This is a genomic window from Cellvibrio polysaccharolyticus, from assembly GCF_015182315.1.
GTDB lineage: Bacteria > Pseudomonadota > Gammaproteobacteria > Pseudomonadales > Cellvibrionaceae > Cellvibrio > Cellvibrio polysaccharolyticus.
The window spans coordinates 2394854-2415963 of record NZ_PRDL01000001.1 but is presented as its reverse complement, the minus strand read 5'-3'; the positions used below and the strand labels follow the sequence as shown (position 1 = coordinate 2415963).

The window sequence follows — 21110 nt, the reverse complement described above, 5'->3', positions numbered from 1 at the left end:
AAAGCTCGCCCCGTCAGGCGAGCTTTAACAATAATTACTGAAAGGCAATCAAAGCGGCGGTAACGGCTACGTTGAGAGACTCTACACCGTTATTCATGGGGATTTTTACGCTGGTATTACACAGTGCATTTACCTTTGCCGAAACCCCATCCGTTTCATTGCCCAACACATAAATACAAGCGGCATCCGGCGAAAAATCTTTCAGGTTGGCTGGCGCATGAGAAGACAAGCCGCAAACCAGCGTGCCTTTATCTATGAAGCGTGTCAGGGTTTTGGCGAGGTCTTCGCAACGCAAGATCGGCGCACGGAAAACGGTGCCGGCACTGGCTTTAATAACGAGCGGATCGATTTGAGCATTGCCCTGTTGCGGCAACAAGATGCCATCAATATTGCCTGCACAGGCCGAGCGAATAATCATGCCGAGGTTTTGCGGGTTGGTAATGCCGTCCAGCGCCAGCAAACGAAATTTTTTGCCAAGGTTATCCGCCAGAAAATCATCACTGCTTTGAAATTTTTTACAAACCAGATCAGCTGCTACGCCTTGATCCTGCTTGGCATTTTTTGAGATGCGCGATAAAGCGGCTCTGTCGTGGTAAAGAATTTCCGCCCCTTTTTTTTCTGCCAGCTTTCGTATGTCATCCATAATGGAGGCTGACCGGTTACTGCTGGCGAGGTGCAGACGGTAAATGTCGGTTGACGGGTCTTCCAGCGCTTCAAGCACCGGTTTTCTTCCGTAAACGGTGAGAATATTATTAAAAAAGCGTTTTTTTTCCAGATAGGCGGCGCTATCGGTAACAGGGGATTTACTCATTGTGTCCTGGCAATTAATAAACCGGCCATAAGCCGGTTTTGATTGGGAAATTAATAACGACAATGGCCATGGCGGGCGTTGTCGATCAATGCGTTCAGAATGTGCCTGCGGTTGATAATGCCTACAAGCTTGCCTTCATAAACGACCGGATAATTTTTCGGTTTATGGTCCATCATGGTTTCGGCAATTTCAACAATACTGGTGTCCGGTGTAACGGTGAGAACCGGCGTGTGCATAATGCGCGTTACCGATGGCGATTCCGAACCAAAAAAAGCCGCGTGCAGCATCTCTTTCATGCAGTCCTGCTCGGACACAAAACCAACGACCTGTTGATGCTCGTCTACCACCGGCACACCGGTCAGATGGGTACGCAGCAAATGCTCGATAACCTCGCTGACGCTAAAACTGGAAAGTACGGATTGGGCGTCTGCCTGCATATGATCCCGAACCAGGATAGATGACATAGTAACCTCCACTCGTTAACAGATTTCTCTTTTTAGCTTAGCAGCCAGGGAGAGATCTGTTATAACTCAGGGGAATGAGCCGGTAGAGTGGTTATTGCTGGCAAATAGCTCGATAGGCTTTGACCGCGCTTTCCATACCGATTGCCAGCGCATCTACCGTGAGCGCATGGCCGATGGAAACTTCCAGAATTTCAGGAATCGTCAGAAAACGGCCAAGGTTATCGAGATTAAGGTCGTGGCCGGCATTGATGCCGATACCAAGCCCGGACGCCACGCGTGCCGCCTTGTCGTATTGATCAAACAATGCCTCCAGCAACTCAGGTTGCCCCCAGGCCGCCGCGTAAGGCCCGGTATACAGCTCGATGCGCTCCACCCCGAGTTTTGCCGCCAGTTCAATTTGTTCCGGCTCCGGATCCATAAACAAACTGACACGAACGCCTTTGTCTTGCAGGCGGTGGATCAGCGGTTTGAGTATTTCACTGCTCTTGCGCAGGTCAAAACCTTGATCAGAGGTAAGTTGATCGTTGCTATCCGGCACCAGGGTGCACTGGTCGGGTACAACATCTTCCACCAGTTTGATAAACCCCGGAAAATCGCCCACGTGAGGTGCGAAAGGGTTGCCTTCAATATTGAACTCAATACCCGGGTGTTGTTTAACCAGCTCGGACAAACCGTAAACGTCGGCCGGGCGAATATGGCGCTGGTCCGGGCGCGGATGTACCGTAAGCCCATCGGCACCGGCATCAATACAAACTTTTCCGTGCGCGATCACATCCGGGAAATTACCCGGACGCGAGTTGCGAATTAAAGCAATTTTGTTCAGGTTAACGCTTAGTGCGGTTGTGCTCATGGCTTCACCAGCGCATCGCGCACATTGCTATTTTGCATAGGTATCTTGGCGGCTGCCGGTTTGTTATCCGGCTTGAAAGCTGCGTCTACACGGGTAGCGCTCAAAGTACGTACCGCATAGTTTGGCGCTTCAGGAAAAGCGCGGTGCATGCCGCGAGGCTCGTCGACAATTTTCTCGACGATATCCATCCCCTCAACCACCTTGCCAAAGACGGTGTAACCAGGTTTGCTGCCAGCCGCGTTGAGTGAATTATTGTTCTGCAAGTTGATATAAAACTGCGACGAGGCACTGTGTGGGTCAGCGGTGCGCGCCATGGAAATAGTCTGGTAGTCATTGCGCAAACCGTTGTTCGATTCATTTTCAATCGGGTCGCGGGTTTCCTTGACGGTGAAGTCAAAATTCAGGCCGCCACCCTGAACCACAAAGCCGGGAATAACCCGGTGGTAAATGGTGCCGTCGTAAAATTTGCTATCAACATATTCAAGAAAGTTGGCCACGGTAATCGGAGCTTTGTCCGGATACAGCTCAAGCACATAGGTGCCCAGATCTGTTTTCATTGCCACGCGCGGGTAGTCTTCCGCCATTGCCTGGGTGCTTGCAAATGCAGCAGAAGCTAACGCCAGTGCGGTCAGTATTTTTTTCATGGTCATCATCCTAATCTGAAACCTAACGCCATTCGGATTGGCGCTTGCGCTTGCCAAAAGCTTGTAAAATCAGTGAAAGTAATACGCCCGCCAGCAGCAAACCGCCACCATAAATCCACTGGTTGTAGCGATCGGAATTTTTCAGTTGATCATTTTCGGCTTGCAAATAGTCAGCGCGGGTTTGCAGTACCTGATGGCTTTCATGCAAGCGCTGATTGTCTTTTTCGATATCAATAGCCAGTGATGAACTTTGCTTGAGGCTTTCGTATTCTTTTGACAAGGCATCGTAACGTTGTTGCAGTTCGCTCAGCTGCGGGCCAGCGGGTGGCTCAGCCAATAAATGTGAATTTCTCGCCCAGCCCAGTATGCCTTCCGAGGTTCTTACCAGCGACCAGGTAACGCGATTACTGTCGGTTTCTTCGCGCACAAAAGTCAGCGGAGTGCCACTAACCAGACCATTGATAAGAACATCCTGGGCGTTGCCAGGCCCTTTGCGCAGCGGGATATACATAACGTCGCTGACGTAGCGCATGCTTTCTACGGTTTCAGCCTCGGCTTCCTGGGTATGACCTTGCATCGCCAAAGGCAATAAAAGTGCACCGGGCAAAATCGTTTTCAGAAGCAGGTGGGTTAATCTTTTTTTCACAGTCAAAGGTCCGCTAAAATTTTTATGAAGAGTTACAGCCGTGCGTTAGCTGTAAACGAAAGATTTGGTAATCGCGGTGCGTCAGGGCAGCACGCGATTAAAGGGTTTAACCAGAACTTTTGCGTAAACGCCGGCTTCAATGTAAGGGTCGGCATCAGCCCATTGCTGGGCGGCATAGAGGGAATCGAATTCTGCAACGACCAGGCTTCCGGTAAAACCGGCATCACCGGGGTTGGGCGTATCAATGGCGGGGTGCGGGCCAGCGAGCACCAGGCGGCCATCATCCTTTAATTGTTGTAAGCGTGCCAAATGAGCAGGACGGGTCTGCTTGCGCAATTCCAGGCTTGCATTTACATCTTCACTGATTATGGCGTACAACATATAAACTCCCGATCAATAGCTCTGCGTGCGTATTCGTCAACACTCAAAAAAGTTAATGGAAAATGGTTATCAGAGGATAAGCACTTCAGTTTTCACTGCCGTCGTTAATAACATCATCGAGGGTGAGGTTGGTCAGGCGGCGGATATTGCGAAATAAATAGAAAAGGCTACCCATCATCACAATCATGGCAGGCACCACAATGACCGGATAACTGAGGGCGGTCATGCGTCCCAGTTCGATATTGAAGGCTTCGGTACCGGCGGGGCTGACCATAACAATTTTTGCCAGCACATAATTTAAAAACGAAGACAGAAAAAAAGAACCGGCAATCATATAAGAGGTATTGCGCAGTACTTTTTCAAAGGCGGCTTCTGTACCGCGCTCAGCAAGTGCCGCTGATACTTTTTCTACCTTCAGCAATTTGCCGTTATAAACGAAGGTTTTTACCAGCGGGTAGCGGGTTTTTATTGAGATCAAGGTCGCAATACCAATAAGGCCGGGAATCGCGGCTTCCTTGATGGCAATGTATTGCGGGTCGAGTTGTAACAGGCTAATGCCGCCGGTCAGCAAAATGCTGATAAAGCCAAGTGCAGAAAGCAGGTTGACCTTGCGAGTAATAAAATAATCACGAATGCCGTAACCGAGAGGAAACGCCAGTGCCACCACGATAGCGCCCTGGGTTCCCAGATACTGTTCACTGCTGAGTTTGGAGAGGATCACGGCAGGGATGACGATATTTAACAGTAAATTGGCGAGAAAACTTTCCTTGCGGGCAGGGGGCGCTTTCACAGGAGTCTCTCGTTGGGGAGAATTGAGGTGGCCAGGTGCAGGAGTTAAGGTCTTTTCGGGTATATCGGGCATAATGTGTACTTTTAAACGGAAAAGGTTTCTATCGAATGATCAGGCTGACCTGCCTGACATGCTGACCTATAATGGCTACTCTGCAAATTTTTCTGTGCCTTTCCACGGCCGAAGCCGGGATGACCATGAACAGCCTGCGGTTGAAGTCCATTCCCTGTCGATTTTCCCATTCGAGACTTTGTGTGATATTTGATCTGCATAGCCACACCACCCGATCAGACGGTATTTTAAGCCCTGAGGCGCTGATGTCGAGAGCCAAAGCGCGAAACGTGTCAGTTATTGCGGTAACAGATCACGATACGATAGCCGGTTTAAGCGCCGCTCGGCAAGCGGCATGTGAGCTGGGTCTCGGCTTCATTAACGGCATAGAAATTTCCACCCTCTGGCGAGGCGCTGGCGTACATGTGGTTGGCCTTGGCGTGGCAACAGATTCTCCCGCCTTGCAGGAAGCCATCCAGCTGCTGCAACAGGTGCGGGCAGATCGTGCGGTGGCAATTGCCGCTAAACTGGAAAAGGCCGGGCTGGGTAATGTACTTCCCGAGGTGCAGCGCATTGCCGGTGACGCTTTACCCGGTCGCTTGCATTTCGCCCGCTATCTGGTGAAACGCGGATCCGTAAACAGTATCCAGCGTGCCTTCAAACAATACCTCGGTACCGGCAAAGTTGCTGATGTGAAATACCAGTGGCCTGATATGACCCGGGCTATTGAGTGGATTCATGAAGCCGGGGGAGTGGCGGTGCTGGCTCATCCGGCCAAATACGATTTTACCCGCAGCAAAATGTGTCGCCTGGTGGGCGAGTTTGCTGCGGCAGGCGGCGACGCCATGGAAGTGGTTAGCGGTTATCAGGACGCAAGATTGACGCAGGATTTGGCACGTATCGCCACCGCAAACGGCTTGTTGGCCTCATGCGGTAGTGATTTTCATGCCCCCGATCAACCCTGGCAGGAGCTGGGAAATTTCGGCAGTCTGCCTGAGTCGTGCCAGCCCGTGTGGCGACGACTGGGTTTTGAGGCATAATATGCACAATAGCTCTACCGAAGCTTTATCTACAAGGAGTCGGCTTTTGGCACAATTTTTTCAGATTCATCCGGAAAATCCGCAATCCCGCTTGATTGCCCAGGCGGTTGATATTATCCGTCAGGGTGGCCTGGTGGTTTACCCGACAGATTCCGCCTACGCATTGGGTTGCCATATTGGCGACAAGATGGCACTTGACCGCATCCGTGCCATGCGTCAGTTGGACAAACACCACAATTTCACACTGATGTGTCGTGACCTTTCAGAGCTGGCAACCTACGCCCGGGTTAACAACCAGGTGTTTCGTATGATCAAAAATCATACCCCGGGGCCTTACACCTTTATTCTCGAAGGAACCGCTGAAGTGCCTCGCCGGTTAATGCACCCCAAGCGAAAAACATTGGGCCTCCGTGTGCCGGATAACCCCATCGCCCTGGCACTGCTGGAGCAATTGGGTGAACCGCTGATGACCAGCAGCTTGCTGCTGCCCGGCGATGAGCTGCCATTGAGTGACCCCTATGAAATTCGCGATCTGCTGGAGCATCAGGTAGAACTGGTGATCGACGGCGGTTATTGCGGGGTAGAACCTACCACGGTGGTCGATTTTACCTCCGATAGCCCGGAGCTGATTCGTCAGGGCAAGGGTGATTTTTCCGTATTTGAGCAAGGGTGATAAGTATTCACCCGGGTTTTCCGAAGGCTTGCTGTCTAGTGCTCTCGGAAATCGCTATACTGCGGGACTTTGCATGCTGATGATCAGGTTATCGTTTTGAACTCAATGACTGAGGACAACACTTCCAGCGGAAATGACGTTGAGGAAACTGCGCCTGTCAGTATCCAGCCCGTAGCATCTGTTGAGGAATTAGCGGGCACCGCTGGCAAGCATCCGGTGCAGGGAGAGATGCCGTTTGCCGTGGTGCACGGCAAGGCTTACACCCAATTACCGCAGGATTTGTACATTCCGCCAGACGCCCTGGAAGTATTTCTGGAGGCGTTTGAAGGGCCGCTGGATTTGCTGCTGTACCTGATCCGTCGTCAGAACATTGATATTCTTGACATCAATGTCTCGGAGATTACCTCGCAGTACATGGCTTATGTTGAATTGATGGAAGCGCATCAATTTGAGCTGGCGGCGGAGTATCTGGTCATGGCAGCCATGCTGGCCGAGATCAAATCCCGCATGTTATTACCGCGCAGTTCGGCCGAAGAAGAGGAAGATGATGATCCTCGCGCATCGCTGATTCGCCGCCTGCAGGAATACGAACGCTTCAAACAGGCCGCAGAGGATCTGGATGAGCTGCCTCGTATGACGCGGAACATCTTTCAGGCGTCTGCCGTAGCGCCGGATCGCGCCTTGACCCGTCCCGAGCCGGATGTGGAGTTGCAGGAATTATTGCTGGCGTTATCGGAAGTGCTGCGTCGCGCCGATATGTTTGAAAGCCACCATGTATCAAAAGAGAAGTTGTCCACCCGTGAGCGTATGGCGCAGGTGCTCGACAAGCTGGCCCACAATACCTTTGTGCCTTTTGTCAGCCTGTTTACCCTGGAAGAAGGGCGCCTTGGCGTCGTAGTGACGTTTCTCGCCGTGATGGAATTAATCAAGGAGTCGCTGGTAGAAATTGTCCAGAGTGAAGACTTCGGCCCCATTCATGTTAAAGCACGTACGCAATGATGGAAGATATTGACGATAACCTGATCGGCCCGGAAGACGGTTTTCTGGAGCAGGATGATCCGGCTGTTGCCGGCACCGCCCGGGTGATAAATGACGCATTGCTGCGTCAGATCGTAGAAGGCGCGATTATGGCCGCCGCTCAGCCGCTGACGATTGCCCGTATCATCGAGTTGTTTGATGAAGCGACTGCACCGTCCAAAGATGCCATCCAGCAAGCGCTTACCGATATTCAGGCGCAGTGCGAAGGCCGCGGTTACGAATTGAAAGAAGTGGCTTCCGGCTGGCGCTTCCAGGTCAGAGACAATCTGGCCGGTTGGGTTAATCGCTTGTGGGATGAAAAGCCGCAAAAATATTCACGCGCTCTGTTGGAAACATTGTCGCTGATCGCTTATCGCCAACCTATTACCCGTGGCGATATCGAAGAAATACGGGGTGTAGCAGTCAGTTCTCATATTATGAAAACCCTGCTGGAGCGGGATTGGGTGAAGGTAATTGGCCATCGTGATGTGCCAGGACGCCCGTCTCTCTACGCAACAACCCGTCAATTTCTGGACTACTTCAATTTGAAAAGTCTGGAAGATTTGCCGTCATTAAGTGAGATTCGGGATCTGGATGAAATTAATGCCAGCCTCGAATTGAATGTAACAACGGACAGCACGGAATCAACGGTCGATACCTCGCAGGATGCGGAAGACACCGATGAAGCCCGTGAAGAAAATGTGATTACCGCAGATCTTCATCAAGGGGTTGCTGAAACCCTGGCACAGGAAGAGTTTGTGGACGGTGAAGAAGCTTACGAAACAATTAAAAAAGCCCCTTTGCCGGAATCACCCCTTTTATCGGATTCTGACTCGACAACTGACACTGAACGTCAGCTGCCGGAGGATCATGATCGCAACGCGTGAGGCGTATGCTCCCTATTATGGTTAAACAAAAGAAAACAACGTCGGACAAGGCTCCGACCAAAAAGCCAGGCGCAGCCCGCCCGGGCAGATCTCAAAAGCCATCTCCCGTTGCTGTGGATACCGATCTTGCTGAGAGTGCAGCGGTTCCCGAAACGAATGATGAAAAGTTACAAAAAGTATTGGCCCGTGCCGGTCTCGGCTCCCGTCGTGAGATGGAGCGTGAAATTGAAGCAGGCCATGTCAAGGTGAATGACCGCATTGCCAAGCTGGGTGATCGTGTTACACCTGACGACAAAATTTTTGTTAATGGCCAGCGCGTACTCCAGTCGACCGGTGTTGCCCGTCGTCGGGTTATTTTGTACAACAAGCCGGAAGGCGAAATTTGTTCCCGCTCTGACCCGGAAGGTCGCCGTACCGTTTATGACGGTTTACCGGCGCTGCACGGCGAGCGTTGGATTTCGGTAGGTCGTCTCGACTTCAACACCAGCGGTTTGCTGTTGTTTACCAATGACGGTGAATTGGCCAACAAGCTGATGCATCCGTCCTCGGTCATTGACCGTGAATATCTGGTACGTATTCAAGGCCAGGTTGACGATGAAATGAAACGCAATCTGCTGGATGGCGTTTTGCTGGATGACGGCGTTGCCCGCTTTACCGACATCGTCGATGGTGCAGGTGAGGGGCGTAACCGCTGGTTTTATTGCGTGGTGATGGAAGGCCGTAACCGCGAAGTAAGACGTTTGTGGGAATCGCAAGGCGTTAAGGTCAGCCGTTTGAAGCGCGTACGTTACGCCAATATTTTTATTCCTTCTCACGTTCGCGTGGGCCAGTGGATGGAGTTGACCGAGCGTGAAATTTCCGACCTGTGCATGACCGCCGGGTTTGAAAATGAAAAGCACACCCGGGTTATGGTGCCGTCCCGCGAAGAAAAATCGCAGTTGCAGCGTCACGAAAAACGCTTGCGCTCGGCGACCAATGTGCGTCGTCCGGCAGTACCCAAGCGCAAGAGCGATGATGCCAAACCGGCGGGCAGCAAGCCGGCAGGTAATAAACCGGCAACAGCTGGCAAACCGGGCGCGGCCAAAACTGCAAACGGAAAGCCCACGAACGGAAAACCCACAAACAGCAAGCCAGGTTCAGCCAGACCTTCATCGGGCCGGACCAATCCAAAACCAAAGCTGTAAAGGTATTGATGTAAAAAGGCAGGATGTGTCTTGCTGATAAAACCGGAAAATTTCCCATCATGTGATGGTGAAATTTTCCGGTTTTTTTTCATCGATTCATTGAGGCGGCGTCGGCCACCTGAATGCGATTGCGGCCACCTTCTTTGGCGAGGTAGAGCGCCTTGTCGGCGCGATCCAGCAACTCGTTTTCGTTATCACCATCGCTATTATCGCCCGAGGCAATACCGATGCTGATGGTAGGTGCCACCACGCCTTCCTTGCGCACGATACGCAAGCCGGCAATCATCAGGCGGATGCGCTCGGCAATGATCAGCGCCCCTTCCACGTTGGTTGCGGGTAGCAACACGGTAAATTCTTCTCCGCCAAAACGATAACAGGCATCGGAGCTGCGAGACGCTTGCTGCAAACAATGCGCGACGGCGGTTAGCACTTCGTCCCCGCAACGATGGCCAAAGCGATCATTGATGGATTTGAAGTGGTCGATGTCTATCATCAGGATAGACAGCGGTGTTTCATAGCGTTGTGCCAACCGCAAATCGCGGCTGAGCGAATGATCCAGTGCCAGCCGGTTGCCCAACCCGGTGAGCGGGTCAATCAACGTCATGCGAACCGCTTTCTGGTATTGCACGGCATTGTTCAGCGGAAATACCAGCAGGCAGAGAAATGTCTCCAGCAAATCCAGCTCGGCGTCGGCAAAACGTTTGCTGCGGAAGAAAATGATCTCGCCAATCAATTCATTACCGGTGTTGAGCCGGTAAGAACAGGAATGCAGGCAATGTCGGCCTTGCAGCCAGGTGTTATCCGGGTGGCCGTTGTAGAGTTCCAGCTTGATACCGTCAACCGCGATAAGCGTTTGCAGGCCGCGATAAAAGCTGGCCAACAGATGTAAGGGGTCAAGCGATTGCTGGAGTTGCATTGCCAGCTTCAGGCGCGCTTCAACCAGCTGCTCCGCGGAAATAATTACTTTTTCCAGTGCGGGGGTAGGGGGCAGATGGCCGATGTCCTGATTAATGACCATAGTCATTTCCTGCATAGCGCGTTTCCTCGAGATGCTACTAATGCAACAAAAGCTAAAAACGTGCCATCTATCACAATAAATAAAAAAGCCAAATAAATCAGCCGCTTGGCTTGGTGTGAAAAAATAATGTGATTTGAGGTGTCAAGGAAATGACAAAAAGAAGTGGTCGAGCGGCAAAATATTGCCGCTCGACAATTAGCTGAATTCGTCCTGAATATTAAAGCGGGGGATTTCTACCGTAACGCAGAGGCCGCCTTCCGGGCGGTTTTTAGCACCAATGCGACCTTTGTGCAGGGCTACACTGCGCTGGGCAATTGCCAGCCCCAAACCATAGCCGCCGCTCTCTCTGGCCCTGGCTTCATCGGTGCGATAGAAGGGCTCAAAGATGGCATCAATATGCTGTGTTTCCACGCCCGGGCCGCTGTCGCTAATGGCGATGTGGTAGCTTTTCTTGTCTTCAGTTTGTGACAGTTCTACCTGGATGAGGCCTGGGTTGGAGGCATAGTGCAGGGCGTTACGCAGAATATTTTCAAACACGCCTACCAACATGTTGCCGTGGGTCGGCACCAGCGCCTCTTCCAGCGCACAATCAAAAGCCAGCAACACCTGTTTTTCGTCGGCCTCGTATTGATAGCCTTCGATCAGTGTTTCCAGCAGGGCTTTGATGTCCAGCGTGTCATCCAGCTCCCAATCGCCATTTTCGTGTACCGGCAAGGCCAGAATATCGGTGATGACATTATTCAGGTAATCGGCGGCTTGCTTGATGCGCGCCAATTCCTTGTCAACATCACCGTTGCTGCGTTGTTGTGCCAGGCCGAGCGCTACTTGCAGCCGCGCGAGTGGTGAGCGCAACTCATGGGAAACGTCTTTTATCAACCGCTTTTGCTCTTGCATGGCGCGTTGCAAGCGCTCGGTCATGTGGTCAAAGTCGAGACCCAATGCGGCGATTTCGTCGCGGCGGCCGCTGAAATGCGGGCTTACCCGAAAACCGAGGTCGCCCCGCGCAATACGCCGGGTGGCCTGTTGCAGGGTGTTAATACTGCGAGTGAAATGCCGCGCAAGAAGAAAGCAGGCCGTGCCGCTGATGAGAATAGAGACCAGCAATAGCGGCCAGATATTATTGATGAAGAGCTCCCACAAAACATCCTTGCCGGATTCGTCGTCGTGGCCGGTAGATATAGTAATAAATTTGACGCTGTTACCATCGTTGAGGGTGATGTAACGGCCAAAGAGTTTGCGGTTGCGGTCCTGAATGTGATCGTAGGGGTGGCGACTGGTCAGCTTTGGCAGCAGCACATTGACGCCCGGGGGGAGCGGGCGTTCGAGTAGATCCTGGTTGGTGCGATCAACCACGTAAAAAAAGCGCGTTGACCAGGCTGGCATATTGCGCATTTCCTCAACCATTTCTGCGGTGTTGCGGTTAATCGCCGAACCCACCATTTGAAACAGCAGACGCCGGGCCGGTTCTTCATCGCGGTCAATATGCGGATTGCGATCCGGCCCTATGTCAATCCAATGAAAAACAATATTGGTTGCCACAATAATAGAGGCGGTGATCAGCCAGAAAGTGACAAAGATCTTGATATAAAGTCGCGTCATCAGGTTACATCAGGCGTCGTGACTGAGGGTCAGCATATAGCCTGCGCCGCGCACGTTAATAATAAGGTCCTTGCTGGCACCGGCCTGAGTCAGTTTTTTGCGAATATTACTGACGTGAACATCAATGCTGCGGTCGTAGGGCGTGAGCTTGCGGTTCAGTGCTTGCTCGGTCATGTCGTCTTTGCTGATAACCTGGCCAGCACTGCGTACCAGCAACTCCAGCACACTGAACTCGGTGCCGGTCAGCGGTACATCAATTTCATTCCAGCTGACGCTACGGCTGCCAAGGTGCAGGCTGAGTTTTTCAGTGGTCAGCCGTTCTACCGCAGGTTGTGCGGTGGCGGCGGGAACTGCACGGCGCAATACCGCACGAATACGGGCTACCAGCTCACGGGGGTCGCAAGGTTTGGGAAGATAATCATCAGCACCAATTTCAAGGCCAATCACCCGATCAATGGTGTCGCCGCGCGCGGTTAACATCAGCACCGGTGTCTGGCATTTTTTGCGCAGTTGTTTGAGGACTTCAAAGCCGCTTTTTACCGGCAGCATCACATCCAGCACAATGGCGGCGTACTTTTCCGGGTCGGGAATATCCAGCGCTTGTTGGCCATCGTGCACCATGTCCACATCAAACCCTTCGGCTGTCAGATATTCATTGATCAGCTGGGTCAGCTCTTTATCGTCGTCAATCAGCAGTAATTTGGTCATGGTATGTCCGCTTTTTATCTATCAGTGCCGATGGATACCTGGCAAAAGTGCACACCACGGCGGGTGACGCGGGTGGTCAGGGCGATTACCGGTATCCGTTGTTATTGCTGCTTTTTAGCCGAGCAGTGTGCAGCAGCTTTTTTCTACTGTAAACCAATGCCTTGTATTGATGCGGGAAGAAACGATTATCCTGTTCTTTTTCAATGACTTGTTAGTTTGCAGCAGCGCCTTGAGGCTGTCATGCCGCGAAGGTTTTATTTAACCCTTCTTAACATACTATTGGCCGCTTTCAGGGGGTATTTCACAGTGGCGGGCGGTGATATTCAGCCCGGTTGGTAATCCTCTTGCGCGATGGCACTAATGTTGGGAAAATTCGCGCTCTTTTTTAACCCGGTTAGAGGTGTGTGTGAGCAAAATAGGCCTGTTCTTTGGCAGTGACGAAGGTAATACCGAGCGTGTCGCCTACCGTATTCAGCAGCGCTTTGGTGAAGATGTTTTGACCGTTCATGATATCGCCGACGTTACCCAGCTCGAATTTGCCAATTACGAACACATTATTCTCGGCATCCCCACCTGGGACTTCGGCCAGATTCAGTCCGACTGGGAAGAGTTTTGGGACGACATGTCTGCTGTGGATCTTGCCGGCAAAACGGTTGCTTTGTTCGGCCTGGGTGATCAGTTTGGTTATGGTGATTACTTTCTGGATGCCATGGGCATGTTGCACGACCTGATATTACCTGCTGGCCCTATTATTGTCGGGCATTGGCCAACCGAAGGTTACGAGTTCGAGGCATCCAAGGCAGAAATTCCCGGTGAGAAGCTGTTCGTCGGGCTGGCGCTGGATGAAGACCAACAGGAAAACCTCACCACCGAACGCCTGAATGCCTGGTGCCAGCAGGTGCACGCAGAGTTTATTCTGGATACACCGCTGCACGATATCGACGATTAATCAATCTGCATGCCGTTTTCACCCGTCAGGCTTCGGCGAGGAAAACGGCTCTTATCGGTGCCGGGTGGCCTTCGTCGGTTAACGACGGATTGTGCGGGTCAAGAAAATCCGGCAGTGACAGAAAGCGCATCCATTCGGTGCTGCGCTGCTCTTCGTTCGTGGTGGGGCAAATATCCACCACGCGCGGATTTTTAAAACCATTCTTTTTCAGCCAGCTGATCATGGTATCGGGGCTAGGCAGAAACCAGACATTATTCATCTTCGCATAGCGACCTTCCGGCACCAGCACGTCACCGGTTTTACCTTCGATCACCAGCGTCTCCAGTACCAGCTGTCCGCCCGGGCGAAGCGTTTCTTTTAATTCCCGTAAATGATCCATCGGGGAGCGGCGGTGATAAAACACACCCATGGAAAACACCGTGTCGAATGCGCGCAGGTTTTCCGGCACGGCTTCAATACCTACCGGTAATACCGTCATCGGAAAATCACCGGTCAGGCGACGAATCATCTCAAACTGCACCACAAAACGCGGTGACGGGTCGATACCGATAACCCGGCGCGCTCCCGCGCCGAGCATACGCCAGCCGTGATAGCCATTGCCGCAGCCCACATCCAGCACCAGCCGGTTTTCCAGCGGTGCCAGGTGTGGCAATACCCGATCCCATTTCCAGTCGGATCGCCATTCGGTATCAATATGAATGCCGTGCACGAAGTAGGGGCCTTTGCGCCAGGGAATCAATTTTTCCAGCGATGCGCGCAAGGCTTGCAAGGTACTTTCATCGCAATCCTGCTCGCCGCCAATGGCCACACGGCTATTTAATTCCAGTTGCGTGGCGGTGGGTACCGGCATGGATTCCAGTGCTTCCAGCCAGTCGGGCAAATCGCCGAAGCGTTCGATGCTAAGGCCGGTGGCAATTTGCGTGGGTAAGAGTTCAAGCCAGGGCGCCAGTGCCGGCTCATCCTGGAGGTCGTTCAAGAGTTGCTGATAAGAAATCATCGATTAATGCTTAATGGCAATGAGGGAGGCGAAGTTGAAGCATTGAAACCAGACATCCACGCTGTGGAAGCCGGCTTCACGCAGGCGTTGTTTATGGGTGTTGAGTGTTTCCGGAATCAGCACATTTTCAATCGCGCTACGTTTTTGCGCAATTTCAAGGTCGCTGTAACCGTTGGCTCGTTTGAAGTTATGGTGCAAGTCAATCATCAGCTGCTGATGTGGCTGGTCTTCAAAGGCCACTTTTTCCGAGAGAATTAACACCCCGCCAGGCAGCAGGCCGTCGTAAATGTTTTTCAGCATCGCCAGCCGGTCGTCAATGGCGATGAACTGCAGGGTGAAGTTCAGCACGGCCATGGAGGCCTGTTGCAAGGTCACTTTTTGAATGTCGCTGCAGAGCAATTCTACCGGTGTGCTTGCTTCGTCCAGAGCGATCAACTGATGGCAGCGTTCAATCATCGCCGCAGAATTATCTACGCCGACAATCTTGCAATCCCGGGCGCGGATGCCGTGGCGCATCGCCAGCGTGGCAGCGCCCAGCGAGCATCCCAGGTCATAGCAAGTACTGTTATCCACCACATAACGCTCGGCAAGATTGCCAATCATGTTAATGATGGTGGAGTAGCCGGGCACCGAACGCTGAATCATATCGGGAAACACGGCGACCACTGTTTCATCAAACTGGAATTTGGCAACTTCTCCCAGCGGGTTGGCGTAAATCCGATCGTTTTGGAAAGACATGGCGCTGACTCTGTATAAAGATGGCGTATTGTAGCGGGGTCGTCTTGCGGCAACAAATACGATCCTGCTATCCGGCTGCCTGTAGCGGGATTTTTTTGCGCCTCATAAAAACGTCACCCCGGTTATCTATGGCGCCAGCAAAGTTTGAGGCGACAATATTATGGCGCCGTTATGCTCTGTAATGGCTTCCGGTTATAGATTCATATCAAATTGAGCGGTTTAACCATTCGCGAACTGTGGTAGTTTTTCACCACTGGCTCTACAATTCTTCGAGCGTCACGGGCCTTTTCACAGAGACCAATAATGATAATTAACGCTGACTAACGGATTTGGGGGTTTTGTTTGACAAAGATACTGGTTGTTGACGATCACGATCTTGTGCGGATGGGCATCGTGCGCATGCTGGCAGACGTGGCCGGATATGAAGTGGTGGGTGACGCCAAAAGTGGCGAAGAAGCCGTCACCAAGACCAGGGCGTTAAAGCCTGACGTTATTCTTATGGACGTGAAAATGCCCGGTATGGGCGGCCTGGAAGCCACCAAAAAACTGGTGGCGGCAAACCCCGGTCTTAAGGTAATTGCCGTTACCGCGTGCGACGATGATTTATACCCGCCCCGCCTGATGCAAGCCGGTGCGGTAGGTTATGTAACCAAAGGCGCAGATTTTTCTGAAATCACCAACGCGATTAACAAAGTCATCCGTGGTGATTTGTACATGAGCAACAACATTGCCCAGCAGCTCGCCTTGCGACGCTACAGCGGGGCCGCGCATCAGGAATCACCGTTTGAGTGTCTTTCCCAGCGCGAACTGCAAACCACCATGCTGATTGCCGAAGGGCAAAAAGTGAATGAAATTGCAGCAACTTTTAACGTAAGCCCGAAAACGATTAACAGCTATCGTTACCGCATTTTTGAAAAATTGGGAATTAACAGCGACGTTGAATTGACATTGCTGGCAGTGAAGCACAATTTTCTTGACCCTGATACCGTAGTATAGGGCTTGTTAAACTGAAAACACCTCACCGGTGCAGCCGTGCCGGTGAGGTGTTTTATTTGGATTGTTACTCTTCACATGACCAGCGATCGTTCTTCTGTTTTTGATGCTTCTGCTTTTCTCGCCAACACCAGCCAGCAGCCGGGCATTTATCAAATGTTCGATGCTGACGGCAAAATTTTGTATGTCGGCAAAGCGAAAAACCTCAAATCCCGTCTTTCCAGTTATTTTCGTAAAACCGGTTTAAGTCCGAAAACGGTCGCTCTGGTAGCAAAAATTGCCAGCGTTGAAGTTACCATCACGGCCAGTGAAACCGAGGCGCTGATCCTCGAGCAAAATCTCATCAAGGCCAATCGTCCGCCCTACAATATTTTGCTGCGTGACGATAAATCCTACCCCTACATCTTTATTTCCAGTGGCGAAGATTTTCCCCGCATCAGCTTTCATCGCGGCGCGCGGAAAAAAAGGGGCGAGTACTACGGCCCTTATCCCAACGTCAGTGCGGTAAGAGACAGTCTTTCGTTTTTGCAAAAAACCTTCAAAATTCGTCAGTGCGAAGACAGTGTTTTTAATAATCGCTCCCGGCCATGTCTGCAATATCAGATCAAACGTTGTACAGCACCGTGCGTGGACTTTATATCGCCCGACGAATACGCGAGCGATGTGCGGCATACCCGTATGTTTCTCACCGGTGACAACCAGGCGTTGATGCAGGAACTGGCGAACCAGATGGAAGCCGCTGCACAACAATTGAATTTTGAGCGGGCAGGTGAGTTGCGCGATCAAATCTCGGCGATGCGCCAAATCCAAACGCGACAAGTCGTGGAAGAGGGCAACGGTGATATTGATGTGGTTGCCGCTGTTATGCAGGCATCTGCAATTTGCGTACACATTCTATTTATTCGTCAAGGGCGAATTTTAGGCAGCCGCAGCTTTTTTCCGCAGTCGTCATTGGCGGAATCGGAGTCTGAACTGCTGGGGCAATTTTTGCCGCAGTTTTATCTCGCCAGTGAAGGCAAGGACATTCCGCGCGAGGTCATTGTCAGCCACGAGATTGATGACGCCGAGCTGTTAATGAGCGCGCTGCAAAACCACATAGGTCGCCAAATTTATGTGTCCTCAAAAGTGCGCGGCCATCGCGCCCAGTGGCTGCAAATGGCCGATACCGCGGCAAAGCAAAACCTCACCGCGCACATCAACAGCAAAAAAAGTTCACAGGCGAGATTTTTTGCCCTGCAGGAAGTGCTCGGGCTTGAAGAGCTGCCGCAGCGTTTGGAATGTTTTGACATCAGCCACAGCGGTGGCGAACTAACCGTAGCATCCTGTGTGGTTTTTGATCTGAATGGCCCGTTAAAGTCGGACTACCGGCGCTTCAATATTGAAGGCATTACCGGTGGTGATGATTATGCGGCCATGGCGCAAGCGTTGGAGCGCCGCTACACACGCCTGCAAAAAGGTGAGGGCAAGCTGCCGGATATCCTTCTTATCGACGGCGGTAAAGGTCAGCTCGGAAAAGCGATAGAAGTGCTCAACGAATTGGGTGTGACCGGTGTAAAAATGATCGGTGTGGCCAAAGGCACCACCCGCAAGGCCGGCTTTGAAACCCTGTTTGACGCAGACAGCGGTCGTGAAATTGTCTTGTCCGGTGATTCGCCAGCACTGCACCTCATCCAGCATATCCGCGATGAATCGCACCGGTTTGCCATTACCGGGCATAAACAGCGGCGTGACAAGAAGCGCCGCACCTCAACCCTCGAAGAATTGCCGGGTATCGGTGCTACCCGCCGTCGCGAGCTGCTAAGACATTTCGGCGGTTTAAAAGAAATTGCCCGTGCAAGTGTGAATGACCTGGCTAAAGTAAATGGTATCAGCGTGCGTTTGGCAGAAGATATCTATGCTTTTTTCCATAACGATTAGCAGCTGTAGTATCATTTCGCATTGATTATATTCCAGGAGAACAGAAACTATTCTGTTCTGCAGATCGGGACCGGTTTTTCATGACTTTGGCAAATCAGCTCACCTTATTACGCATTATTCTTATTCCTCTTTTCGTTGTTGTATTTTATTTGCCATTCCAGTGGGCTCACTTCGCCTCTGCCATGATCTTCAGTGTGGCCGCCATCACCGATTGGGCCGATGGATACGTTGCACGCAAATACAACCAAAGCACGCCCTTTGGTGCCTTTCTTGACCCGGTTGCCGACAAATTGATGGTGGCCATTGCGTTGCTACTATTGGTGGGCCTGCATCACCACTCCGCATGGTTCGCTGCTGCTGCTGCGGTGATTGTGGGGCGTGAAATTGTAATTTCGGCGCTGAGAGAGTGGATGGCCGAGCTGGGGCAGCGGGCCAGTGTGGCGGTTTCCTACATCGGCAAGATCAAAACGACCCTGCAGATGACCGCGATTATCGTGTTGCTGATTGATCATCCTTACCTGTTAATCCCGGGATACATCGCTCTTGCCGGTGCTGCGATCCTGACCTTGTGGTCTATGATTATTTACTTGCGCGCTGCCTGGCCGTTCCTCTCGGTTAACAGTGTGAGCAAATAGCACTCAAATCGTGCTTTCCCTGCTCAGCAGGCAGTAAAATAGTAAAAAAATATTTTATAAGTTATAGAAAACGCTAGGTTTTTTATTTTTATTCGGCTAGAATTTCGGCCTCTTGAACGGCGCGATAGCAAAGCGGTTATGCTCTGGATTGCAAATCCAGCTAGTCCGGTTCGACTCCGGATCGCGCCTCCACTTTTCCTCTTTTGTCCTCTGCCCGGATAAAAGCACTCTGCCCGAGTGGTGAAATCGGTAGACACAACAGATTTAAAATCTGTCGATCGTAAGATCGTGCCGGTTCAAGTCCGGCCTCGGGTACCATCCAGCTTTTCGTACAATCCCTCGAAGTCCTATTTTATCCTGTAAGTATTTGATACTACGGGACAATTCCGTCTTTTCGTTGTTAATCTCCTCTCGGACTAACCGCAACAAACAGCATATTCCTGCATGCGGTTACGCACGGGGAGTTGGTTGTGGCGTCTTTTTCAAAGTTGGTCAGCGATGGTATGCGAGCATCAGTTTGCGTTATAGGCAAGCGCAAAACCAAGGTGCTGCCCACCAAAGCGGCTCGAGCTGAGCCATGGATATGGAAGCCGAGCTGGGGCTCATGTGCTGCGCGATTTCTGAAAACGCCAAACCATTGGCGGGCAGCAGTAATGCCTGGCTTTCGCGGGGTGCCAGGCCGGTGGCCTCGATGCCATGCAACTGGTAACCGTTGTTAGTGCGTTTGATGTTCATGCGCGCACCAGCACGGCTTTGCCGTTAACCAGGGTGGCGCGATAACCGGTGGCCAGTTGAATGGCGGCCACGGTGGAAGGTTTTTGGGAGCCGGTGGGGTGCAGGTAAATCATGCGGCACCTCCGGCTTGCCAATGGGTGGCGCCGTCGTAGGCGTTACCACCAGCAGCAATGTGGCAGGTGCCGTCTTCTGCTACGGCAACACAACCAGGTGCTCGGGGTTGCGTAACTCGTTAACCCAGCCCTGAGCCTCGTTTTTGAACACCACCACAAAGCCACCCGTATGGCCCCACGTTTCCCAGTAGGTGTTCGCCCCTGCGGCGAGCATCTGTCAGATCGGCAACAAACACGGTGTTCAGCAATGCGGCCATGCCGCGGGTGAGTTGTGGTTGCATGTTTATATCCTTCCGGAATTCGCGTTAGAAGGGTATTAATGTCATGGTAGTATTTGTGTCAAATGCCTAGGTAGTATTTGCTTGGTTTGAGGTTTCGATATATCGAATATTTGTGGAGATTTGATGAGGTGATTTGGCTTGTTTTGGGAGATGGTCGCGGGTCGCGCAGCCAGCGAAGGGCGGGGCAAATGTTTTAGCCGCTAAAAATTTTTGCTTTGGTGGTGGGTGGGTTGGGGTTGTAATAATTTATGTCTTGATCATTGCGTTTTGAGAATATATATATTGGCTTCGAGCGGGGCTGCTTTGGCAGGCAGAATGGTTGCGTTTAAAGGGATTGGAGTATGAGTCCAGATTGTTTGGAAGTCGGTAATGATTGTAATAATGAGCCTTGCGCTACGCGCCATCTTGTTTTATGTGTAAATCATGGTTCATTTGACATTAATGAGAATGAGGTAACGCTCGCTCTTGGTCGCCTAGGGCTTGTTGCTGAACGCGATAATTTAAGCGCGGATCTTGGTCAATTTGAGTGGTTTGTCGTTCTTGGGTACGGTTTGCATGTTGCCTGCAAGGTTCTGTCAATTGAAAAAGATAGCAGCGAGGATAACTCTGAGAAATGGGCTATTAAGTTCCGGATTGATCAGGATCAAATACATCAGTTGATATATCCGCAAAAGGGCCGTTTGGATGGGCAGGCATGTGTAAGTAATTCCGCTATGCCTGCATTTAACAGGCCGGATATGAGGGTTTTGTTGAACCAAGTTTCTCAATCAGGTTCTGTTGAGCGTTATTTGCTGTTAGACAGTTTGGTTTATAGGGCGGATAGGCTGAATGATGATTTCAAGATTGAGTCCGGGTTTATTGTTCCTGTTGTCTGTTGTGGCATGAGCAAGTTGAAAGAGTTGTCGAAGTCTGGCGATGTTGATCTGGCTATGAAAGTTGGTGAGTTGCAGTAAGCTCCAAAAGCCCGCTCTTAAGCGGGCTTTTAGTTT

24 protein-coding genes and 2 tRNA genes are annotated in these 21110 nt (G+C 51.5%); 12 read left to right on the top strand and 14 right to left on the bottom strand.

All coding sequences use genetic code 11. The features are described 5' to 3' along the window. Positions 1–34 precede the first annotated feature (34 nt). The 7 genes from C4F51_RS10345 to C4F51_RS10315 all read right to left on the bottom strand — a co-directional run bounded on the left by C4F51_RS10345 (position 35) and on the right by C4F51_RS10315 (position 4586). On the bottom strand, positions 35–811 hold the full coding sequence (locus tag C4F51_RS10345) for a TrmH family RNA methyltransferase (RefSeq protein WP_193909536.1): 777 nt from the start codon (positions 809–811) through the stop codon (positions 35–37). Between the two features lie 50 nt (positions 812–861). Beyond that, entirely contained in the window at positions 862–1275 is a 414-nt protein-coding gene (locus C4F51_RS10340) for a CBS domain-containing protein (protein WP_193909535.1), read from the bottom strand. 91 nt (positions 1276–1366) lie between these two features. Further along, positions 1367–2125, bottom strand: coding sequence for a pyridoxine 5'-phosphate synthase (locus C4F51_RS10335; protein WP_193909534.1), 759 nt, complete (start codon positions 2123–2125; stop codon positions 1367–1369). Further along, positions 2122–2769: a peptidylprolyl isomerase gene (locus tag C4F51_RS10330; RefSeq protein WP_193909533.1), complete on the bottom strand. Its 648-nt coding sequence runs from the start codon at positions 2767–2769 to the stop codon at positions 2122–2124. The genes C4F51_RS10335 and C4F51_RS10330 overlap by 4 nt, the downstream gene beginning before the upstream one ends. A gap of 22 nt (positions 2770–2791) precedes the next feature. Next, positions 2792–3415, bottom strand: coding sequence for a TIGR04211 family SH3 domain-containing protein (locus tag C4F51_RS10325; RefSeq protein WP_193909531.1), 624 nt, complete (start codon positions 3413–3415; stop codon positions 2792–2794). An 81-nt stretch (positions 3416–3496) separates the two neighbouring features. Then, positions 3497–3796: a YciI family protein gene (locus tag C4F51_RS10320; protein WP_193909529.1), complete on the bottom strand. Its 300-nt coding sequence runs from the start codon at positions 3794–3796 to the stop codon at positions 3497–3499. An 85-nt stretch (positions 3797–3881) separates the two neighbouring features. Then, a complete protein-coding gene (locus C4F51_RS10315) occupies positions 3882–4586 on the bottom strand; it encodes a VC0807 family protein (RefSeq protein ID WP_193909528.1) in 705 nt (234 codons plus the stop codon). 254 nt (positions 4587–4840) lie between these two features. On the opposite strand from C4F51_RS10315, the gene C4F51_RS10310 reads away from it, so the two are divergent. From C4F51_RS10310 to rluB, 5 genes are all read left to right on the top strand, one after another. Then, on the top strand, positions 4841–5677 hold the full coding sequence (locus C4F51_RS10310; RefSeq protein ID WP_328701346.1) for a PHP domain-containing protein: 837 nt from the start codon (positions 4841–4843) through the stop codon (positions 5675–5677). A 46-nt stretch (positions 5678–5723) separates the two neighbouring features. Then, on the top strand, positions 5724–6350 hold the full coding sequence (locus C4F51_RS10305; protein WP_193909524.1) for an L-threonylcarbamoyladenylate synthase: 627 nt from the start codon (positions 5724–5726) through the stop codon (positions 6348–6350). A 105-nt stretch (positions 6351–6455) separates the two neighbouring features. Next, positions 6456–7349, top strand: a complete 894-nt coding sequence (locus C4F51_RS10300) for a segregation and condensation protein A (protein WP_193912528.1) — start codon at positions 6456–6458, stop codon at positions 7347–7349. Then, on the top strand, positions 7346–8254 hold the full coding sequence (scpB, locus tag C4F51_RS10295; protein WP_235992318.1) for an SMC-Scp complex subunit ScpB: 909 nt from the start codon (positions 7346–7348) through the stop codon (positions 8252–8254). Before C4F51_RS10300 ends, scpB begins: the two co-directional genes overlap by 4 nt. 113 nt (positions 8255–8367) lie before the next feature. Beyond that, positions 8368–9438: a 23S rRNA pseudouridine(2605) synthase RluB gene (rluB, locus tag C4F51_RS10290; protein WP_407926919.1), complete on the top strand. Its 1071-nt coding sequence runs from the start codon at positions 8368–8370 to the stop codon at positions 9436–9438. An 88-nt stretch (positions 9439–9526) separates the two neighbouring features. Here rluB and C4F51_RS10285 read toward each other — a convergent pair whose 3' ends face one another. The 3 genes from C4F51_RS10285 to C4F51_RS10275 form a co-directional block, all read right to left on the bottom strand. Further along, the gene (locus C4F51_RS10285; RefSeq protein ID WP_193909522.1) at positions 9527–10471 is read right to left on the bottom strand and encodes a GGDEF domain-containing protein; all 945 of its coding nucleotides are present in this window, start codon (positions 10469–10471) and stop codon (positions 9527–9529) included. Between the two features lie 180 nt (positions 10472–10651). Further along, positions 10652–12055: an ATP-binding protein gene (locus C4F51_RS10280; protein WP_193909520.1), complete on the bottom strand. Its 1404-nt coding sequence runs from the start codon at positions 12053–12055 to the stop codon at positions 10652–10654. Between the two features lie 9 nt (positions 12056–12064). Then, the gene (locus C4F51_RS10275; RefSeq protein WP_193909518.1) at positions 12065–12763 is read right to left on the bottom strand and encodes a response regulator transcription factor; all 699 of its coding nucleotides are present in this window, start codon (positions 12761–12763) and stop codon (positions 12065–12067) included. A gap of 406 nt (positions 12764–13169) precedes the next feature. Between C4F51_RS10275 and fldB the strand changes: the two genes are divergently transcribed. Continuing rightward, positions 13170–13712 (top strand): flavodoxin FldB, encoded by a 543-nt coding sequence (fldB, locus tag C4F51_RS10270; RefSeq protein ID WP_193909516.1) that lies wholly within the window; start codon positions 13170–13172, stop codon positions 13710–13712. A gap of 25 nt (positions 13713–13737) precedes the next feature. Here fldB and cmoB read toward each other — a convergent pair whose 3' ends face one another. Then, positions 13738–14709, bottom strand: a complete 972-nt coding sequence (gene cmoB / locus C4F51_RS10265) for a tRNA 5-methoxyuridine(34)/uridine 5-oxyacetic acid(34) synthase CmoB (RefSeq protein WP_193909514.1) — start codon at positions 14707–14709, stop codon at positions 13738–13740. 3 nt (positions 14710–14712) lie between these two features. Then, positions 14713–15447 (bottom strand): carboxy-S-adenosyl-L-methionine synthase CmoA, encoded by a 735-nt coding sequence (gene cmoA, locus C4F51_RS10260; protein ID WP_193909512.1) that lies wholly within the window; start codon positions 15445–15447, stop codon positions 14713–14715. A 342-nt stretch (positions 15448–15789) separates the two neighbouring features. On the opposite strand from cmoA, the gene C4F51_RS10255 reads away from it, so the two are divergent. The 5 genes from C4F51_RS10255 to C4F51_RS10235 all read left to right on the top strand — a co-directional run bounded on the left by C4F51_RS10255 (position 15790) and on the right by C4F51_RS10235 (position 19310). Beyond that, the gene (locus C4F51_RS10255; protein ID WP_193909510.1) at positions 15790–16443 is read left to right on the top strand and encodes a response regulator; all 654 of its coding nucleotides are present in this window, start codon (positions 15790–15792) and stop codon (positions 16441–16443) included. A 75-nt stretch (positions 16444–16518) separates the two neighbouring features. After that, positions 16519–18357, top strand: a complete 1839-nt coding sequence (gene uvrC, locus C4F51_RS10250) for an excinuclease ABC subunit UvrC (RefSeq protein ID WP_193909508.1) — start codon at positions 16519–16521, stop codon at positions 18355–18357. A gap of 80 nt (positions 18358–18437) precedes the next feature. Further along, positions 18438–18992, top strand: a complete 555-nt coding sequence (gene pgsA, locus C4F51_RS10245; protein WP_193909506.1) for a CDP-diacylglycerol--glycerol-3-phosphate 3-phosphatidyltransferase — start codon at positions 18438–18440, stop codon at positions 18990–18992. A 118-nt stretch (positions 18993–19110) separates the two neighbouring features. Further along, positions 19111–19184: transfer RNA gene (locus C4F51_RS10240), tRNA-Cys, on the top strand. A 39-nt stretch (positions 19185–19223) separates the two neighbouring features. Continuing rightward, a tRNA-Leu gene (locus C4F51_RS10235) sits at positions 19224–19310 on the top strand. Positions 19311–19514: 204 nt separating this feature from the next. Here C4F51_RS10235 and C4F51_RS10230 read toward each other — a convergent pair. Continuing rightward, on the bottom strand, positions 19515–19727 hold the full coding sequence (locus C4F51_RS10230; RefSeq protein WP_193909504.1) for a hypothetical protein: 213 nt from the start codon (positions 19725–19727) through the stop codon (positions 19515–19517). A 232-nt stretch (positions 19728–19959) separates the two neighbouring features. Further along, entirely contained in the window at positions 19960–20121 is a 162-nt protein-coding gene (locus C4F51_RS10225) for a hypothetical protein (protein WP_193909503.1), read from the bottom strand. A gap of 341 nt (positions 20122–20462) precedes the next feature. On the opposite strand from C4F51_RS10225, the gene C4F51_RS10220 reads away from it, so the two are divergent. After that, the gene (locus C4F51_RS10220; protein ID WP_193909501.1) at positions 20463–21074 is read left to right on the top strand and encodes a hypothetical protein; all 612 of its coding nucleotides are present in this window, start codon (positions 20463–20465) and stop codon (positions 21072–21074) included. Positions 21075–21110 lie beyond the last annotated feature (36 nt).

Coding starts and splice junctions, on each gene's coding strand:
- C4F51_RS10345 (WP_193909536.1), bottom strand. CDS start 811: ATGAGTAAATCCCCTGTTACCGATAGCGCCGCCTATCTGGAAAAAAAA.
- C4F51_RS10340 (WP_193909535.1), bottom strand. CDS start 1,275: ATGTCATCTATCCTGGTTCGGGATCATATGCAGGCAGACGCCCAATCC.
- C4F51_RS10335 (WP_193909534.1), bottom strand. CDS start 2,125: ATGAGCACAACCGCACTAAGCGTTAACCTGAACAAAATTGCTTTAATT.
- C4F51_RS10330 (WP_193909533.1), bottom strand. CDS start 2,769: ATGAAAAAAATACTGACCGCACTGGCGTTAGCTTCTGCTGCATTTGCA.
- C4F51_RS10320 (WP_193909529.1), bottom strand. CDS start 3,796: ATGTTGTACGCCATAATCAGTGAAGATGTAAATGCAAGCCTGGAATTG.
- C4F51_RS10300 (WP_193912528.1), top strand. CDS start 6,456: ATGACTGAGGACAACACTTCCAGCGGAAATGACGTTGAGGAAACTGCG.
- scpB (WP_235992318.1), top strand. CDS start 7,346: ATGATGGAAGATATTGACGATAACCTGATCGGCCCGGAAGACGGTTTT.
- C4F51_RS10285 (WP_193909522.1), bottom strand. CDS start 10,471: ATGCAGGAAATGACTATGGTCATTAATCAGGACATCGGCCATCTGCCC.
- C4F51_RS10280 (WP_193909520.1), bottom strand. CDS start 12,055: ATGACGCGACTTTATATCAAGATCTTTGTCACTTTCTGGCTGATCACC.
- C4F51_RS10275 (WP_193909518.1), bottom strand. CDS start 12,763: ATGACCAAATTACTGCTGATTGACGACGATAAAGAGCTGACCCAGCTG.
- cmoB (WP_193909514.1), bottom strand. CDS start 14,709: ATGATTTCTTATCAGCAACTCTTGAACGACCTCCAGGATGAGCCGGCA.
- cmoA (WP_193909512.1), bottom strand. CDS start 15,447: ATGTCTTTCCAAAACGATCGGATTTACGCCAACCCGCTGGGAGAAGTT.
- uvrC (WP_193909508.1), top strand. CDS start 16,519: ATGACCAGCGATCGTTCTTCTGTTTTTGATGCTTCTGCTTTTCTCGCC.
- pgsA (WP_193909506.1), top strand. CDS start 18,438: ATGACTTTGGCAAATCAGCTCACCTTATTACGCATTATTCTTATTCCT.
- C4F51_RS10230 (WP_193909504.1), bottom strand. CDS start 19,727: ATGAACATCAAACGCACTAACAACGGTTACCAGTTGCATGGCATCGAG.
- C4F51_RS10225 (WP_193909503.1), bottom strand. CDS start 20,121: ATGCAACCACAACTCACCCGCGGCATGGCCGCATTGCTGAACACCGTG.
- C4F51_RS10220 (WP_193909501.1), top strand. CDS start 20,463: ATGAGTCCAGATTGTTTGGAAGTCGGTAATGATTGTAATAATGAGCCT.